A 16,470-nucleotide genomic window follows, 5' to 3' on the forward strand; every position below is an offset into this window, starting at 1 on the left:
CGTGGCCGGTCCGATCGAACGCATTGCCGATGTGAAAGGCCTGCCTGCCGCGCTGCGCGGCGGGGTGGTGGCCATCGGCAATTTCGATGGCGTGCATCGCGGGCACCAGTCGGTGCTTGAGCCTGCGCTGGAGATCGCCGCGCGTGAAAACGTGCCGGCGCTGGTGCTCACTTTCGAGCCGCATCCGCGCCAGGTGTTTCGACCGGACGTGCCGCTCTTTCGCCTCACGCCTGCGCCGATGAAGGCGCGGCTTCTGGGCGCGCTGGGCTTTGACGCCGTGGTCGAGCAGGCGTTCGACCGTGGCTTCTCCGGCCTGTCGCCGCAGGATTTTGTCAAAACGGTTCTGGTCGACGGGCTCGGCATATCGCATGTGGTGACGGGCTTCGATTTCCATTTTGGCAAGAACCGCAGCGGCACACCGGCGGTGCTGGCCGAGGCCGGACGGGACAATGGTTTTGGCGTCACTGTAGTCGACGCCTATTCCGACGAGGGCGGGGCGGTCATTTCATCAAGCCGCATCCGTGGCCTTCTGGCCGGGGGCGAGGTGGCGGAGGCTGCCGGGCTTCTGGGCTATCGCTTTACGGTGGAGGCAGAGGTGACCGGCGGGCAGAAGCTTGGCCGCACGCTGGGCTTTCCCACCGCCAATATGGCGCTCGCGCCGGATGCGGAGCTGCGCCACGGCATCTATGCGGTGCGGTTTCGCCGCGCCGATGGCAGCCTGCACAATGGGGTGGCGAGTTTTGGCCGCCGCCCGACGGTGACCGAAGATGGTGCGCCGTTGCTCGAAACCTTCCTGTTCGACTTCGACGGCGATCTTTACGGCGAAACCTGCTCGGTTTCGCTGTTCGGCTTTCTGCGCGGCGAGGTGAAGTTCGACGGGCTTGATCCGCTGATCGCGCAGATGAAGCGCGACGAGGCGGAAGCGCGCGCATTGCTTGGCGATGTCAAACCCCATGGGCCGCTCGATCTGGCGCTGGCGTTCGAGGGGCTGGCCGGCTGACGCCAATCGCCTCTTTATTCTTCGGCCCGCCTCGGCTAAAAGCCGTTCCCATGATGACACGCGCCGGTTTCATACCGATTGCCATACGAATTATTGGCCCGGCCTTCCGTGCGGCCTGAGCGTCGCGGAAGGTCCGGGGTTTGTCGCGCGTCAAACGCGCTTTTTCCGTTTTACGATAATGGCTATGGCGAAGCCCTTCGCTGCTTTGCCCATCTCATGGCGAGACAATGACCGAGACGTCCGAAAAGATCGATTATTCCAAAACCCTCAACCTGCCGCAGACCGAGTTTCCGATGCGCGCCGGCCTTCCCAAGAAGGAGCCGCAGCTCGTTGAGCGCTGGCAGGACATGGACCTTTACCGCCTGCTGCGCGAGGATGCCGCCGGGCGTCCCAAATTCGTGCTGCATGACGGCCCGCCCTACGCCAATGGCAACATCCATATCGGTCACGCGCTGAACAAGGTTCTCAAGGACATCATCACGCGCTCCTTCCAGATGCGCGGATATGATTCCAACTATGTGCCCGGCTGGGATTGCCACGGTCTGCCGATCGAATGGAAGATCGAGGAACAGTACCGCGCCAAGGGCAAGAACAAGGACGAGGTTCCGGTCAACGAGTTCCGTCAGGAATGCCGTGACTTCGCCGCCAACTGGATCCAGGTCCAGTCGGATGAGTTCCTCCGGCTGGGCATCGAGGGCGATTTCAAGAAGCCCTACAAGACGATGGATTTCCACGCAGAGTCCCGGATCGCCGGCGAGCTTCTGAAATTCGCCATGTCGGGCCAGCTCTATCGCGGCTCCAAGCCGGTGATGTGGTCGGTGGTCGAGCGCACGGCGCTGGCCGAGGCCGAGGTCGAGTATCACGATCACGAGAGCGACACGATCTGGGTGAAGTTTCCGCTGATCGATGGCGCTGCGGATCTTGACGGCGCATGCGTTGTCATCTGGACCACCACGCCCTGGACGATCCCGGGCAACCGCGCCGTCTCCTATTCGTCGCGCATCTCCTATGGCCTTTACGAGGTCACCGGTGCGGAGAACGATTTTGGGCCGCAGGCCGGCGAAAAGCTGATCTTTGCCGATGCGCTGGCAGAAGAGTCGTTTGCCAAGGCGAAGCTTGAGTACAAGCGCCTGCGCGATGTGTCGGCTGCCGAACTCGGCGCGATGGTCTGCGCGCATCCGCTCAAGGGCGTTGGCGGCGGTTACGAATTCACCGTTCCGCTTCTGCCGGGTGATCATGTCACCGACGATGCGGGTACGGGCTTCGTGCACACCGCGCCGGGCCATGGCCGCGAAGACTTTGACGCCTGGATGGATTGCGCGCGCGACCTGCAGGCGCGCGGCATCGACCCGGCGATCCCCTTCACCGTGGACGACGCCGGCTACTTCACCAAGGATGCGCCGGGCTTCGGTCCCGACCGCGAAGGCGGTCCGGCCCGCGTCATCGACGACAAGGGCAAGAAGGGCGACGCCAACAAGGCGGTCATCGAAGCGCTGATCGGGAAGAACATGCTGTTCGCGCGCGGGCGGCTAAAACACTCCTATCCGCATTCCTGGCGCTCCAAGAAGCCGGTCATCTTCCGCAACACGCCGCAGTGGTTTGTCTATATGGACAAGGATCTGGGCGATGCATCGACGCTGCGTTCGCGCGCGCTGAAGGCCATTGACGAGACCCGTTTCGTGCCTTCTGCCGGTCAGGCGCGCCTGCGCGCCATGATCGCCGACCGTCCCGACTGGGTGCTGTCGCGCCAGCGCGCCTGGGGCGTGCCGATCTGCGTGTTTGCCGATGAAGACGGCAATGTGCTGAAGGACGAGGCCGTCAACCAGCGCATTCTCGACGCTTTCGAGGCCGAGGGCGCGGATGCATGGTTTGCCGAAGGCGCGCGCGAGCGCTTCCTCGGCGAGCGCGCCAGCGAGCCCTGGAAGCAGGTGATGGACATTCTGGATGTGTGGTTCGATTCCGGTTCCACGCACACCTTCACCCTGGAAGACCGGCCGGACCTGAAATGGCCCGCCGATGTCTATCTGGAAGGGTCCGACCAGCATCGCGGCTGGTTCCACTCCTCGCTTCTGGAAAGCTGCGCGACGCGGGGCAGGGCGCCTTACGACACGGTCATCACCCATGGCTTCACCATGGCCGAGGACGGCCGCAAGATGTCGAAGTCGCTGGGCAACACCGTGGTGCCGCAGGACATCATGAACCAGTCGGGCGCAGACATTCTGCGTCTGTGGGTCGCCACGACCGATTACTGGGAAGACCAGCGCCTCGGCAAATCGGTCATCCAGACCAATGTCGACGCCTATCGCAAGCTCAGGAACACGACCCGCTGGATGCTGGGCACGCTCGCCCACGACACGGGCGAGGATGTGCCTTTCGCCGAGATGCCGGAGCTGGAGCGCCTGATGCTCCACCGCCTCGCCGAACTCGACGAGGTGGTGCGCAAGGGCTACGACAATTTCGACTTCAAGCGGATCATCCGCACCTTGCTCGACTTCATGGTCGTGGAACTGTCGGCGTTCTACTTCGACGTTCGCAAGGACGCGCTTTACTGCGATGCGCCGTCGAGCGTGCGCCGCAAGGCGTCGCTTCAGGTGGTCCGCACGCTGTTCGACTGCCTCGTCACCTGGCTTGCGCCGATGCTGCCCTTCACCATGGAAGAGGCATGGCTTGAGCGTCATCCCGATGCGCGCTCCGTTCATCTGGAGCAGTTCCCGGCGATTTCGCAGGATTGGCGCGACGATGCGCTGGCCGAGAAATGGCGCAAGATCCGCCAGGTGCGTCGTGTCGTGACGGGCGCGCTCGAGATCGAACGCAAGGAAAAGACCATCGGCTCCTCGCTGGAGGCCGCTCCGGTCGTCTATGTGAACGATGAGGGCCTGCAGCAGGCCATCGCCGATCGCGACATGGCCGATATCTGCATCACCAGCGGCATCGACGTGCGGCACGAAGCGCCGCCGGCCGATGCGTTCACGCTTGAAGATGTGCCGGGTGTCGGTGTTGTCTTCGCGCGGGCCGGTGGAGAGAAATGCGCGCGCTCCTGGCGCTACACGGACGATGTGGGCTCCGATCCCGCATTCCCGGAAGTGTCGGCGCGCGATGCGGCTGCGCTGCATGAACTGCAGGCGCTTGGCCGCCTTTAGGCGGGCAGGCGTTCGCGGATACGGGGGAAGCTTCGGCGCTGCCGATTGCTTCCCGCGGTCGCCTTCGCTACAAATGCCGCCGGGTAGGGACGCCACGTTGTCGCCGGATTCATGCGCGACACGCGGAAACTGAATACCCCGACGGTCTGGAACAATGGACGACAAGCAGATTGCCAAGCCCGAGCGGCGGCACTCTGGGAGAGAGGTGGCAGTGAAGAGAACGGAAACCACAACGTCACGGCCTTCCGTGCGCGCGGTTGCGGCTTCGGGCGCGCTGTGCCTTTCGGCTGTCCTTTTGTCCGGCTGCATGGGGTCTCCGACCTATGGCACCGACAAAACGGCCGACCAGCAGCTTATCGAGGATGTGACGGGTGTTCTCTCTCTTGGTCCGCGTGACAGGGAGAAGATCGAATACAAGCCGCGCGCCGGCATCGTGATGCCGTCCTCCACCGAGGTTCTGCCGCCGCCGCAGGAAAACGTGGCTTCGACATCGAACCCGGCATGGCCCGAATCGCCGGAAGAGCGGCTTGCCCGCATCCGCGCCGAAGCCACCGAGAACCAGGACAACCGCTTCTACAAGTCGCCCGTCGAGCGCGACATTGGCGTGAACGCGCGCAGCGATGACGGCTTCATCAATCCCGAAGTCGCCAAGAAGCAGCGCGAGGAATATTTCAAGCGCCGCGCCGCATCCGTCTCCGCACAGGGCACGCCGACGCAGCGCCGCTATCTGAGCGAGCCGCCGACAACCTATCGCCAGCCGGCAGACACCGCGCCGACAGGTGTGCTGGGTGACGATGAGGCCAAGAAGGCCCGCGAAGCCAAGAAGGCCGCACAGAAGGGCGGCGGCGGATTCGACCTGGGCCGTCTCTGGCCCTGGGGCGGCTGATCATCGCCGAATGATCATTGCCGAATGATCATCAATTGAGACACAGCGGGCCATGGCCCGCTGTTTTCGTCAGCAGGCTGGTTTCGTTCAACGCTGCTTCTTGAAGAAGCTCTTGAGCATTTTGGCCGCGTCTGCTTCACCGATGCCGGGATAGACATCCGGCGCGTGGTGGCAGGTGGGAAGCGTGTAGAAGCGCGCACCGCTGGTGACGGCACCGCCTTTCTCGTCGCTTGCGCCAAAATAGAGGCGGCGGATGCGGGCGAACGAGATTGCGCCGGCGCACATGGCGCAGGGTTCCAGCGTCACGTAAAGATCAGCGCCGGTCAGGCGCTCGGAACCGAGTTTTTCGCAGGCCTCGCGAATGGCGACGATTTCTGCATGGGCGGTGGGATCGTTGCATTCGCGGGTGCGGTTGCCGGCGCGGGCGATGATCGCACCGTCATGGACAATCACTGCGCCGACCGGCACTTCGCCGCGTTCGGCGGCAAGCCGCGCCTCTTCGAGGGCGGCATCCATGAAGCCGGTGTAGTTCGCTTTCGTCGGTCTGCTCAATCTTTTTGCTCGCAAGTGGCACTGCGACTTGATACCTAGCCGCCTCTATAGCATCGGGTTTGAAATCGGAATCGATTTTCGCGCCGTGCGATCTCTGATTTAATTTACTGGAGCGTTTCCGCCGCATAGTGCGCATTGCGGAGACCCAGGGCAAAAGGCCATCATGACGAACGACCGATCCAAAGACACGAACCGGCCCCAAGATACAAACCGGGAAGACAAACCGCAGAAATCCGCTCACCGGAAGGACGCGGCCCCGCAGGACGCTGACAGGGCCGGCACCGAGCGCATCGCCAAGCGGCTGGCGCGCGCGGGCGTTGCCTCGCGCCGCGACGCCGAGGCGATCATCGAGGCCGGTCGTGTTTCGGTGAACGGAAAGGTGCTGACGACGCCCGCATTCAATGTCGGGGATTCCGATCGCATCCTGCTGGATGGCGAGCCGCTGCCGGCAGTCGAGCGCACGCGTCTCTTCCTGTTCCACAAGCCGGGCGGTGTCGTTACGACCAACCGCGACCCCGAGGGCCGCAAGACCATTTTCGACACGCTGCCCGAAGGGCTCCCGCGTCTGATCACGGTCGGCCGTCTGGACATCAACACCGAGGGCCTTCTGGTTCTGACCAATGATGGTGGTCTGGCCCGCGCGCTGGAACTGCCCGAAACGGGCTGGCTGCGCCGCTACCGCGTGCGCGTTCACGGCAAGGTCGATGCGACGGCGCTTGAAGGCCTCAAGGACGGCATTACCGTTGATGGCGTGTTCTATGGCGCGATCGAGGCGTCGCTTGACCGCGAGCAGGGCAGCAATGCCTGGCTGACGCTGGGCCTGCGCGAAGGCAAAAACCGTGAGGTCAAGAACGTGCTTGGCGCGCTGGGCCTTGAGGTCACGCGCTTGATCCGCATTTCCTACGGTCCCTTCCAGCTTGGTGCGCTGGCCGAAGGCGAGGTGCAGGAAGTAAAGGGCCGCACCCTGCGCGAGCAGCTTGGCGAGCGTCTGGTCGAGAAGGCCGGTGCGAATTTCGATGCGCCCATCACGACCCCGTTCTCCAACAAGCCGGTGCGCGCAGGCTACAAGCAGCGCGAGGCCGAGGCCGAGGAGAAGCAGGCCGGTCGTGAACGCGATGGCGGCAAGATCTTCATCAAGAACCGCAAGCGCGACCGTGAAGACAAACGCGAAGCCGCCCGTGACCGTCTGCAGACGCGTCCGGCCCGCCGCGAGGAAGAGCGTGGACCGCGCCAGAACCGTGGCAGCCACGTCTGGATGGCGCCCGGCGCCCGGCCGCTGAGCAAGAAGAAACAGGCCGAGGCGGAAGCCGCCGGCGATCAGCCGATGAAGCGCGGGCCGAAGCCGGGCGGCGCAGAGCGCGGCGGCAAGCCATTCCGCCCGCGTGGCGACAAGCCTTACGGTCAGGGCCGCCCGGAGCGTGACGAGCGTTCGGGTGGCGGCGACAGGCCGCGTTTTGCCCGTGGCGGCAAACCGTCGGGCGAGGGACGTGGCGACCGTGAGGACAGGCCTTTCCGTCCGCGCGGCGACAAGCCTTACGGTCAGGGCCGTCCGGATCGTGACGAGCGTTCGGGTGGCAGCGACAGGCCGCGTTTTGCCCGTGGCGGCAAACCGTCGGGCGAGGGACGCGGCGACCGCGAGGACAGGCCTTTCCGTCCGCGCGGCGACAAGCCTTACGGACAGGGCCGTCCGGATCGTGACGAGCGTTCGGGTGGCAGCGACAGGCCGCGTTTTGCCCGTGGCGGCAAACCGTCGGGCGAGGGACGCGGCGACCGCGAGGACAGGCCTTTCCGCCCGCGTGGCGACAAGCCTTTCGGCAAGGGCCGTCCGGATCGTGACGAGCGCTCCGGCGGCAATGACAGGCCGCGCTTCTCGCGGGACGGAAAACCGTCCGGTGAAGGACGCGGGGACCGTCAGGACAGGCCTTTCCGCTCGCGCGATGACCGTCCAGCATCGGGTGACAAGCCGCGTTTCGCAAAGGGCGGCAAGCCCGGTGGGAAAAGCTTTGGAAAACCGGGCGGCAAGCCGGGAGCGGGAAAATCCTTTGGCAAACCCGGAGCAGGCAAGCCGGGTGGCGCGCCGCGCCCGGGCAAGGGGCGTCCTGCGGGCAAGAAGCCGGGTCGGGACAGCTAGGCCATGCGGATTGTGGGTGGAGAGTTTCGCGGCCGCAATCTGGTGACGCCCGCTTCGGACGCCATTCGGCCGACGACGGACCGCACACGGCAGGCGCTGTTCAACATTCTTGAGCACCGTTATGCGGACCGCATCGAGGATGCGCGTGTTCTCGACCTCTTCGCCGGCACGGGCGCGCTCGGGCTGGAAGCGCTTTCGCGGGGGGCGTCATTTGCCCTTTTCGTGGAAGAAGCGGCGGCGGCCCGCGCCCTGATCCGCACCAATGTCGAGAATCTTGGCCTTCAGGGCCGCAGCAAGATCTTTCGCCGTGATGCAACGCGTCTCGGCGAGGTGGGGACGATGCTGCCATTCGACCTCGTTCTGGCCGATCCGCCCTATGGCAAAGGCTTTGGAGAACAGGCGCTTGCAGCGGCCCGTTCAGGCGGTTGGCTGAAGCCCGAAGCGCTGATCATGGTCGAGGAAGCAGCGGGTTCTCCCTTCCAGCCGCCGGAGGGATTCCGCCTTATCGAGCGGCGTGAATATGGCACCTCCTGTGCGAGCTTTGTCGAGCTCGCCTGAGTTTCGTCACTTTTGCACCGATAGCTTTGCCCTGTTATGAGCTCGTGCCATTGTGCGCGGGCACACCAGAAACAAACAGGGCTTGTCCATGAAAAATCCCATCGCGGGTGTCGCGCGTCATGCGGCATTCGCAGTTATCGTTGCAGTTGCAGCGCCGTCCATAGCCATCGCGCAGGAAGCCAAGGACGACACTGCCGTTTCCAGTTTCACCTTAGAGAACGGCCTCGAAGTTGTCGTGATCCCGGATCACCGGGCACCTGTCGCCACCCATATGCTGTGGTACAAGGTTGGCAGCGCCGATGAGGATCCGGGAAAATCGGGCATCGCCCATTTCTTCGAACATCTGATGTTCAAGGGCACGAGCACCTATCCTTCGGGCGAGTTCTCCGACGCCATCGCTGCGGTCGGCGGCAATGAGAACGCCTTCACATCCTACGATTTCACGGCCTATTACCAGCAGGTCGCCCCCTCGGAACTGCCGGAAATGATGCAGTTTGAGGCGGATCGCATGCGCAATCTGGTGCTTTCGGAAGAAAACATCGAGACCGAGCGCAAGGTGGTTCTCGAAGAACGCCACCAGCGCGTCGACAATGTGCCGTCCTCCATCCTGTCGGAAGAGCTGAACGCCACGCTTTACCAGAACCACCCTTATGGAATTCCGGTGATCGGCTGGCAGCAGGAAATCGAGGGTCTGACCCATGACGACCTGAAGAGCTTCTACGACCGCTTCTACACGCCCAACAACGCCGTTCTGGTGGTCGCCGGCGATGTGGACCCAGAGAACGTGCGCGAGATGGCCGAGGAAACCTACGGCAAGATCGCGCGCGGGCCGGACCTTGCGCCGCGTGCGCGCCCCATGGAGCCGGTGCAGAAGACCGCACGCGAAGTGTCGCTGCGCGATCCGCGCGTGAGCGTGCCGAACCTTTCGATCAACTGGTTCGTGCCCTCCTACCGGACCGCCGAGAAGGGCGAGTTCGAGGCCGTTGCCATTCTCTCGGAAATCCTGGGCGAGGGGCTGCGCAGCCGTCTCTATCAGGAACTCGTGGTCAAGCAGGGTGTCGCGGCAAGCGCCGGCAGCTATCTGCAGGGCTCGGCCTATGACTATTCCGCGCTCGTTCTCTATGGCCAGCCGCGTGGCGACGCGGATCTGGCGACCGTCGAGAAGGCGATCATCGCGCAGATCGAGAAGATCAAGAACGAGGGTGTTACCCAGGAAGAACTCGACACGGCGCGCACCAAGATCCAGCGCGACCAGATCTTCCTGCGCGACAGCCAGGTGCGCAGCGCAAACCTGTTCGGCGCGGTGCTGACCACCGGCGGAACGGTCGAGGACGTTACGAGCCTGCCCGAGCGGCTTGATGCCGTGACGGTGGAAGACGTGAAGGCTGCGGCCGAGCGCTATCTGGACCTTGACCGTGCGGTCAAAGGCTATCTCCTTCCCGAAGGGGAAGAGCGTTCATGAGCCAGACATTGAATTTCATACCGGGTGCTTTCATGCGCAGTTTTTTCAAGGCCGGAACGCTGCTGGCCCTTATTCTCGTTGCCGGGCCTGTTCAGGCCGCGGTGAAAATCCAGGAGGTTTCCTCCGAAAAGGGCGTTGAGGCGTGGCTGGTCGAGGACCATTCGCTGCCGATCATCACCATGCAGTTCTCGTTCGACAGCGGTGCTGCGCAGGATCCGGACGGCAAGGCCGGTCTGGCGAACCTGATGACGGGCCTGTTCGATGAAGGTGCGGGCGACCTCGATTCCGACGCCTTCCAGACGAAGATGGAAGAACTCGGCGCGGAAATGTCGTTCAATGCGAGCTCCGACGCCATCTCCGGCCAGGTGCGGATGCTTTCGGAAAACAGCGATGAGGTGCTTGATCTCGTGCGTCTGGCGGTGACCAGCCCGCGTTTCGACATCGACCCGGTGGAGCGCATCCGCAGCCAGATCGCCGTTGGCATTCGCGCCGACGAGCGCAATCCGAGCAAGCAGGGCGGGGAAGCGCTGGCCAAGGCGCTTTATGGCGATCACCCCTATGCGCGTTCGACGGAAGGCACGCTGGAGACGCTTGCGAGCATCACGCCGGAAGACCTGAAGGCGTTCCACAAACGCGTCTTTGGCCGCTCCAACCTCACCATCGGCGTTGTCGGTGACATTGACGCCGAGCGTCTGGCCGCCGTGCTCGACACGGTGTTCGGCGCGCTCCCGGAAGAGGCGGAGCTGCAGGTCGTGGAAGACATCGAACCGAAGCTCGGTCAGGAAGTCCGCGTCGACTATCCCCTGCCGCAGACCACGCTGCGTCTCGTCTATCCCGGCATCGAGCGGGACGATCCGGAGTTCTTCTCCGCCTATCTGATGAACCAGATCCTCGGCGGCGGCGTGTTCTCTTCGCGTCTGTTCCAGGAAGTGCGCGAGAAGCGCGGTCTTGCCTATGGCGCATCGTCCTATCTGATGAGCCGCGACCACGCCCAGTCTCTGGCGATCCAGACGGCCACCAGCTCCGAGAAGGCGGATGAAACGCTTGCGGTGATGGAAGAGGTGATCGCGGGTCTGCGCGATGAAGGGCCGACGCAGGAAGAGCTCGACACAGCCAAGACCTATGTGATCGGTTCCTATGCGATCAACAATCTGGATTCCTCCACGGCGATTGCCCGCACGCTTGTCGGCCTGCAGGAGGATGATCTGGGTGTTGATTATATCGAGCGCCGTGCCGATCTTATCAACGCGGTAACACTGGATGACGTAAAGGAGGCGGCAACACGCCTCCTGACGCAGAAGCCAGCGCTTCTCGTGGTTGGACCGGCGAAGCAAGGCGGAGAGTAAGCGATGGAAACGGCGGTGACGAAAGGCAAGACAGGCGGCGAGGGAAGCGGCAGCGGGCCGACTTTCGCGCTGGCGCTCGGTGGTGGTGGCGCACGCGGCCTGTCGCATCTTCATGTTATCGAAACGCTCGATGAACTGGGGATCAAGCCGACCGTCATCGCCGGTTCCTCCATCGGAGCGCTGATGGGCGCGGGCTTTGCCGCCGGCATGCGCGGCACGGACATCCATGCCCATGCGCGCGCGATCCTCAGCAGCCGCACGGAAGTCGCCAGCCGCCTGTGGAAGGCGCGGCCCGGCAATTTCGCCGAGATGATGGAAGGCGGTTTCCGCGTTGGTCAGTTCAATGCCGAACGCATCATCCGCGCCTTCCTGCCGCCTGAGGTGCCGGAGACCTTCGAGGAGCTGGCAATCCCGCTCAAGGTTACCGCGACGGACTACTTTGGCCATTCTCTGGTCGTTCTGGATCAAGGTCCGCTGGTGGAGGCGCTGGCCGCTTCCGCCGCCATTCCCGCCGTCTTCCGCCCGATCGAGCGCAACAAGCGCACCCTGATCGATGGCGGCATCTACAATCCGGTTCCGTTCGACCTGATCGATGGCGAGGCCGATATTCTGATCGCCGTCGATGTGGTGGGCTCTCCGTCCGATACGGGCGGCAAGCCGCCGACCTCCATCGAGCTCATGTTCGGTGCGAGCCAGCTGATGATGATGTCGATCATCGCTATGAAGCTGGAACACGGGCGGCCCGACATTCTCATCCGTCCGCCGGTTTCGCGGTTCCGGGTGCTTGATTTCATGAAGGTCGAGGCCATTCTCGGTGAAACAGAGCGCATTCGGGATGAATTGAAGCGGGCGGTTGAGGCCGCCGTTGCGAATTTCGAGAAAGCGCGGGTTTAGCCGTGGCGCTGGCAGTCTTTGGCTGCGTGATCATGCGGTTGTGACGATCCGGCATGGATCCTCGGGTCAAGCCCGAGGATGACGATGGGGGACGGTGTCCAGTCCGGTTCGAATACGGTTGCGTACAAGCGTCAAAACACACTCGTCATCCCCGGGCTTGACCCGAGGATCCATGCCCGGGCATCCGGACAGCTCCGGCAATGCTCCCTGGCATCATGCGTGAAGGTAGACAGGGCCTCATCGCGGCCCTGTTCTTTTATGCGGACTGTTCGCTGTCGTGATCCAGACGCTGGCTTTCCCGCTTGGGCTTTACAAGCGGTTCCGGCGTGACCGGGCGCACCCGCATCTTGTCGTTGCCGGCATAGATGCCCTTGACTGCCTGGATCGCCAGGCGTTCTTCATCGCGTCGGCGCACATCCTCTACGATTTCACTGGCGATCTCTTCGCTTGTGCCGAGCGCCTGCAGCGTTTTGCCGCCGAAGATCAGCGCCGATTCCACCGTTTCGCGTAACTCGTACTCGACATCGCGCTCGCGCAGCGAGAGCGTGTGGGCACGGTCATAGGAGCGCACGAAGAGCCGCACATGCGGGAACTCCGCGCGGATCAGGTTGACGATGTGGTCGGTGGACGCCGCGCCATTGGTGCAGACGGCAACGATCTTTGCGTGGCGGATGCCGGAGGCTTCCAGCACTTCCTTGCGCCGTCCGTCGCCGAAATAGATGCGGAAGCCGAACCGCGCCGCCGCACGCACGCGGTCTGCCGAATGATCGATGATGGTTACGTCCGTGCCGCCCGAAAGAAGCACCTGCGAGACCATCTGCCCGAAACGGGAGAAGCCGATCATCATGACGCCAGCGCCTGCGCCTTCGAAATCCTCGTCCATCTCCTCGTCGGGTTCATTGTGCACCAGCATTTCGCCGATCCGCACCGAAAGCGGTGTCAGCGCCATGGACACGGTGACAATGGCGATGAGCAGCGAGGCCATGGCCTGGGGAAAGATGAAGGCGGAGGCAGCGGCCGTGAAAAGCACGAAGCCGAACTCGCCGCCCTGCGGCAGAAGGGCTGCCACGCGCAACGCATCATTGTGCTGACAACTGAATGCCCGGCTGATCACGTAAAGCACGACAGCCTTGACCAGCATCAGAATGGGCACCGCAATCAGGATTGTCAGCCAGTTGTCGATGACCATGCCGAGGTCGAGCGAAAGCCCGATGGCCATGAAGAAAAGGCCGAGCAGAATGCCGCGGAACGGCTCGATATTGGCTTCCAGCTCATGCCGGAAGGAGGATTCAGCCAGAAGCACGCCGGCGATGAACGCGCCAAGCGCCATGGAAAGGCCGGCCACCTCCATCAGGGCGGCGGCACCCAGCACCACGAGGAGAGCGGCCGCGATCATCACTTCCTTCGCGCCGGTGTTGGCGATCACGCGAAAGAGCGGGTTGAGCAGGTAGCGGCCGGCCAGAATTAGTCCGAGAACGCTTGCAAGCGCGATTGCGAACCGTTCGAGGCTGATGGCGTCCGCGCCTTCGGCGCCCGGCGAAAGCAGCGGGATGAGCGCCAGAAGCGGCGCAATGGCGAGATCCTGAAAGAGCAGGATGGAGAAGGCCGTCTGGCCATAGCGGCTGTTCAGTGAGCCCTGGGATTCCAGTGTCTGAACGGAAAAGGCCGTGGATGAGAGCGCCAGACCGAAGCCGATGACAAAGGCCGCGCCATAGGAAAGATCGGTCAGGAGCATTGCGATCATCGCCAGCACCACACCGGTGGCTGACACCTGGATCATGCCCATGCCGAAAATGCTTCGTCGCATTGCCCACAAGCGCGCGGGCTTAAGTTCCAGCCCGATGATGAAGAGCAGGAAGACGACGCCGAGCTCCGCCACATGCAGAAGCTCCCGCCCATCGGAGATCAGAAGGAGGACCGGGCCGATTGCAATGCCGGCTGCCAGATAACCGAGGATCGTGCCCAGACCTATGCGCGCGAACAAGGGCGCTGCGATCACGGCTCCACCCAGAAGAAGAAGGGGTTCGTAGTAGAGCGGTGTGGCAGCTTCGACGGCCATGGATACTCCGGATTCTGTTTGGAATTTCAGCTTACCATTGCACATATGGCCCGCGAACCATAAATGAAACAAATAGATATTCCCCTTTCGCCACGTTTTTCCATTCGGGATCGCAATGACAGACAAGAACGAAAAGCAGCAGCTGGCCGACCGCGTCGCTGCCCTTGTGGAGGCCGCCAGGAAGGCCGGTGCGGATGCATCGGATGCGGTGGTCATGCGCGCCCGTTCCAAGAGCGTTTCGGTGCGCCTGGGCAAGGTGGAAGGCACAGAGGCTTCCGAAAGCGATGACATGTCGCTGCGGGTTTTCGTTGGTAAGCGCGTGGCGAGTGTTTCGGCCCCCGCCAATGCCGATCCGGTTCCGCTTGCCGAGCGCGCGGTGGCCATGGCCAAGGCTTCGCCCGAAGATCCGTATCAGAGCCTTGCCGAGCCCGGCCGGCTGGCGCAGAACATCGCGGATCTGGACCTGTTCGATGCGACCGAGGTTTCTGCCGACCGCCTGAAGGAAGACGCGCTTGCCGCAGAGGCGGCCGCACTCGACATTGCCGGGGTTACCAATTCTTCCGGCAGCGGTGCGAGCGCCGGCGCTGGCGGCATGGTGCTTGCCACGTCCGACGGTTTCATCGGTCAGTATGAGGCGACGCGCTTTGCCCGCTCCGTCAGCGTTCTGGCGGGCGAGGGCACGGGCATGGAGCGCGACTATGATTACTCGTCGCGGCTTCACTTTCTGGATCTCGATGCGCCGGAGAAGATCGGTCGCAGTGCCGGTGAACGGGCGGTCAAGCGCCTCAACGCCCGCAAGGTCGATACGGGCCGCTTCCCGGTCGTTTTCGATCCGCGCGTGGCGCGCGGCATTGCCGGCCATCTGGCGTCTGCCATCAATGGCGCGTCGGTGGCGCGCAAGTCGAGCTTTCTGCGCGACATGATGGGCAAGACGGTTGCTGCTGCCGGCATCACCATCACCGACGATCCACTGCGCCGGCGCGGGCCTTCGTCGCGCCCCTTCGATGGCGAAGGCGTTGCCGGCGAAAAGCTGGTCATGGTGGAAGATGGCGTGTTGCGGCACTGGTTCCTTTCCACTGCGGTAGCGCGTCAGCTTGGTCTGGCCGACACCAATGGGCGCGGCGTTCGCAGTGCGTCATCCGTCAACCCGTCATCGACCAATCTGGCGCTGGAGCCGGGCGAGGAGACGCCGGAGGCGCTCATTGCGGGCATCAAGGCAGGGTTCTACGTGACGGAAGTGTTCGGCCAGGGCGTCAATCTCGTGACCGGTGAATACAGCCGGGGCGCTGCCGGGTTCTGGATCGAGAATGGCGAAATCACCTATCCGGTGTCGGAGGTCACGATTGCCTCCAATCTGAAGGACATGTTCCTGAACATGATCCCGGCCAATGACATTGACCGCAATTTCGGCACGGCCGCGCCGACGCTGCTTCTGGAAGGCATGACGCTTGCCGGAAAATAACAGCCCACAGGATCTTCTGAAGGACGACCTGGCGCTGGTCACCGAGGTGGCGCGCGAGGCGGGCGGCATTGCGCAGAAATATTTCCGACGCGATCCGGAAGTGTGGTGGAAGGGCGGCACGTCGCCGGTCAGCGAAGCGGATCTGGCGGTGGACCGGTTTTTGCGCGAACGCCTGATGACGGCGCGCCCGGACTATGGCTGGCTTTCGGAAGAAACGGCTGCTGTCGACCACGAACTGGCGCGCGAGCGGGTGTTCATCGTCGATCCCATCGACGGCACGCGCGCGTTCATCGACGGGCGACCCATCTGGTGCGTGAGCATCGGGATTGCGTTTCGCGGCAGAAGTGTCGTGGGTGTTCTGGAGTGCCCGGAGCTTTCCGAAACCTATCAGGGGCTTGAGGGCGGCGGTGCGTTTCGCAATGGGGAACGCATTGTGGTAAAACCGGCAGGCGATGCGTTTGTGATTGCTGGCCCCAAGCCCATGGTCAAGGCGCTGCCGGAAGAGGTCGGCCAGAAGACGACGCCCTATGGTTATGTGCCGTCGCTTGCCTATCGTATCGCCATGGTGGCGAGCGGCGCGCTGGACGCCACTTTCGTCAAACCCAATTCCCATGACTGGGATCTGGCGGGGGCGGATGTGATCCTGCGCGAGGCGGGTGGGGCGCTGCATGATGCCAATGGCAGATTACCGGTCTATGCCGGGGCTGATCCGCGCAAGGGTGCGCTGGCTGCCGGCAGTGGCGCGTTGCTGGAAACGATGACGGCCACGCTTCCCGAGTATCGCCCGTAAGCGTCTTCCCGTGAGAAGACGCAATGACATCCGTTGGATCGTCATGCGTTCATACGGGTGCGAGGAGTACATTGTTGGTGGAGCGTCGGAACAGCGGAAAAACCGGTGTCCAGTTTTCGGTCCGTTGCTCTAAACGGTTCCAAAATCCGAGGTTTTCCTCTACACGGGCGGTTAGCGATTTGCTTATTGC

12 protein-coding genes are annotated in these 16,470 nt (G+C 63.2%); 10 read left to right on the forward strand and 2 right to left on the reverse strand.

Annotated features, from left to right (window positions below; translation table 11 throughout):
• The first annotated feature begins 1 nt into the window (after nt 1).
• From ACRTG1_RS07000 to ACRTG1_RS07010, 3 genes are all read left to right on the forward strand, one after another.
• Nucleotides 2-1,000, forward strand: coding sequence for a bifunctional riboflavin kinase/FAD synthetase (locus ACRTG1_RS07000; protein WP_432515971.1), 999 nt, complete (start codon nt 2-4; stop codon nt 998-1,000).
• A gap of 227 nt (nt 1,001-1,227) precedes the next feature.
• Nucleotides 1,228-4,140 (forward strand): isoleucine--tRNA ligase, encoded by a 2,913-nt coding sequence (gene ileS, locus ACRTG1_RS07005; RefSeq protein WP_432515972.1) that lies wholly within the window; start codon nt 1,228-1,230, stop codon nt 4,138-4,140.
• Between the two features lie 211 nt (nt 4,141-4,351).
• The gene (locus ACRTG1_RS07010) at nt 4,352-5,026 is read left to right on the forward strand and encodes a hypothetical protein (protein ID WP_206544724.1); all 675 of its coding nucleotides are present in this window, start codon (nt 4,352-4,354) and stop codon (nt 5,024-5,026) included.
• Nucleotides 5,027-5,113: 87 nt separating this feature from the next.
• Here ACRTG1_RS07010 and ACRTG1_RS07015 read toward each other — a convergent pair whose 3' ends face one another.
• Nucleotides 5,114-5,542: a nucleoside deaminase gene (locus tag ACRTG1_RS07015; protein ID WP_297562497.1), complete on the reverse strand. Its 429-nt coding sequence runs from the start codon at nt 5,540-5,542 to the stop codon at nt 5,114-5,116.
• 199 nt (nt 5,543-5,741) lie between these two features.
• Here ACRTG1_RS07015 and ACRTG1_RS07020 point away from each other — a divergent pair, with 199 nt between their 5' ends.
• The 5 genes from ACRTG1_RS07020 to ACRTG1_RS07040 all read left to right on the forward strand — a co-directional run bounded on the left by ACRTG1_RS07020 (nt 5,742) and on the right by ACRTG1_RS07040 (nt 11,969).
• Nucleotides 5,742-7,709 (forward strand): pseudouridine synthase, encoded by a 1,968-nt coding sequence (locus ACRTG1_RS07020; RefSeq protein ID WP_432515973.1) that lies wholly within the window; start codon nt 5,742-5,744, stop codon nt 7,707-7,709.
• Between the two features lie 3 nt (nt 7,710-7,712).
• Nucleotides 7,713-8,267, forward strand: a complete 555-nt coding sequence (gene rsmD / locus ACRTG1_RS07025; protein WP_206544726.1) for a 16S rRNA (guanine(966)-N(2))-methyltransferase RsmD — start codon at nt 7,713-7,715, stop codon at nt 8,265-8,267.
• Between the two features lie 88 nt (nt 8,268-8,355).
• Nucleotides 8,356-9,729: a M16 family metallopeptidase gene (locus tag ACRTG1_RS07030; RefSeq protein WP_206544727.1), complete on the forward strand. Its 1,374-nt coding sequence runs from the start codon at nt 8,356-8,358 to the stop codon at nt 9,727-9,729.
• Entirely contained in the window at nt 9,726-11,075 is a 1,350-nt protein-coding gene (locus tag ACRTG1_RS07035; RefSeq protein WP_113154333.1) for a M16 family metallopeptidase, read from the forward strand. The genes ACRTG1_RS07030 and ACRTG1_RS07035 overlap by 4 nt, the downstream gene beginning before the upstream one ends.
• 3 nt (nt 11,076-11,078) lie before the next feature.
• A complete protein-coding gene (locus tag ACRTG1_RS07040) occupies nt 11,079-11,969 on the forward strand; it encodes a patatin-like phospholipase family protein (RefSeq protein WP_432515974.1) in 891 nt (296 codons plus the stop codon).
• Nucleotides 11,970-12,225: 256 nt separating this feature from the next.
• Here the strand turns inward: ACRTG1_RS07040 and ACRTG1_RS07045 are convergent, their stop codons facing one another.
• The gene (locus tag ACRTG1_RS07045) at nt 12,226-14,028 is read right to left on the reverse strand and encodes a monovalent cation:proton antiporter-2 (CPA2) family protein (RefSeq protein WP_432515975.1); all 1,803 of its coding nucleotides are present in this window, start codon (nt 14,026-14,028) and stop codon (nt 12,226-12,228) included.
• Nucleotides 14,029-14,143: 115 nt separating this feature from the next.
• Between ACRTG1_RS07045 and ACRTG1_RS07050 the strand changes: the two genes are divergently transcribed.
• Both ACRTG1_RS07050 and ACRTG1_RS07055 read left to right on the forward strand, forming a co-directional pair.
• Entirely contained in the window at nt 14,144-15,490 is a 1,347-nt protein-coding gene (locus ACRTG1_RS07050; protein WP_432515976.1) for a TldD/PmbA family protein, read from the forward strand.
• On the forward strand, nt 15,477-16,280 hold the full coding sequence (locus ACRTG1_RS07055) for a 3'(2'),5'-bisphosphate nucleotidase CysQ (protein ID WP_432515977.1): 804 nt from the start codon (nt 15,477-15,479) through the stop codon (nt 16,278-16,280). The genes ACRTG1_RS07050 and ACRTG1_RS07055 overlap by 14 nt, the downstream gene beginning before the upstream one ends.
• Nucleotides 16,281-16,470 lie beyond the last annotated feature (190 nt).

The organism is Nitratireductor sp. PBL-C9 (assembly GCF_050877045.1).
Classification (GTDB): Bacteria; Pseudomonadota; Alphaproteobacteria; order Rhizobiales; family Rhizobiaceae; genus Nitratireductor; species Nitratireductor aquimarinus.

Coding starts and splice junctions, on each gene's coding strand:
- ACRTG1_RS07050 (WP_432515976.1), top strand. CDS start 14,144: ATGACAGACAAGAACGAAAAGCAGCAGCTGGCCGACCGCGTCGCTGCC.
- ileS (WP_432515972.1), top strand. CDS start 1,228: ATGACCGAGACGTCCGAAAAGATCGATTATTCCAAAACCCTCAACCTG.
- ACRTG1_RS07040 (WP_432515974.1), top strand. CDS start 11,079: ATGGAAACGGCGGTGACGAAAGGCAAGACAGGCGGCGAGGGAAGCGGC.
- ACRTG1_RS07045 (WP_432515975.1), bottom strand. CDS start 14,028: ATGGCCGTCGAAGCTGCCACACCGCTCTACTACGAACCCCTTCTTCTT.
- ACRTG1_RS07020 (WP_432515973.1), top strand. CDS start 5,742: ATGACGAACGACCGATCCAAAGACACGAACCGGCCCCAAGATACAAAC.
- ACRTG1_RS07030 (WP_206544727.1), top strand. CDS start 8,356: ATGAAAAATCCCATCGCGGGTGTCGCGCGTCATGCGGCATTCGCAGTT.
- ACRTG1_RS07035 (WP_113154333.1), top strand. CDS start 9,726: ATGAGCCAGACATTGAATTTCATACCGGGTGCTTTCATGCGCAGTTTT.
- ACRTG1_RS07015 (WP_297562497.1), bottom strand. CDS start 5,542: ATGGATGCCGCCCTCGAAGAGGCGCGGCTTGCCGCCGAACGCGGCGAA.
- rsmD (WP_206544726.1), top strand. CDS start 7,713: ATGCGGATTGTGGGTGGAGAGTTTCGCGGCCGCAATCTGGTGACGCCC.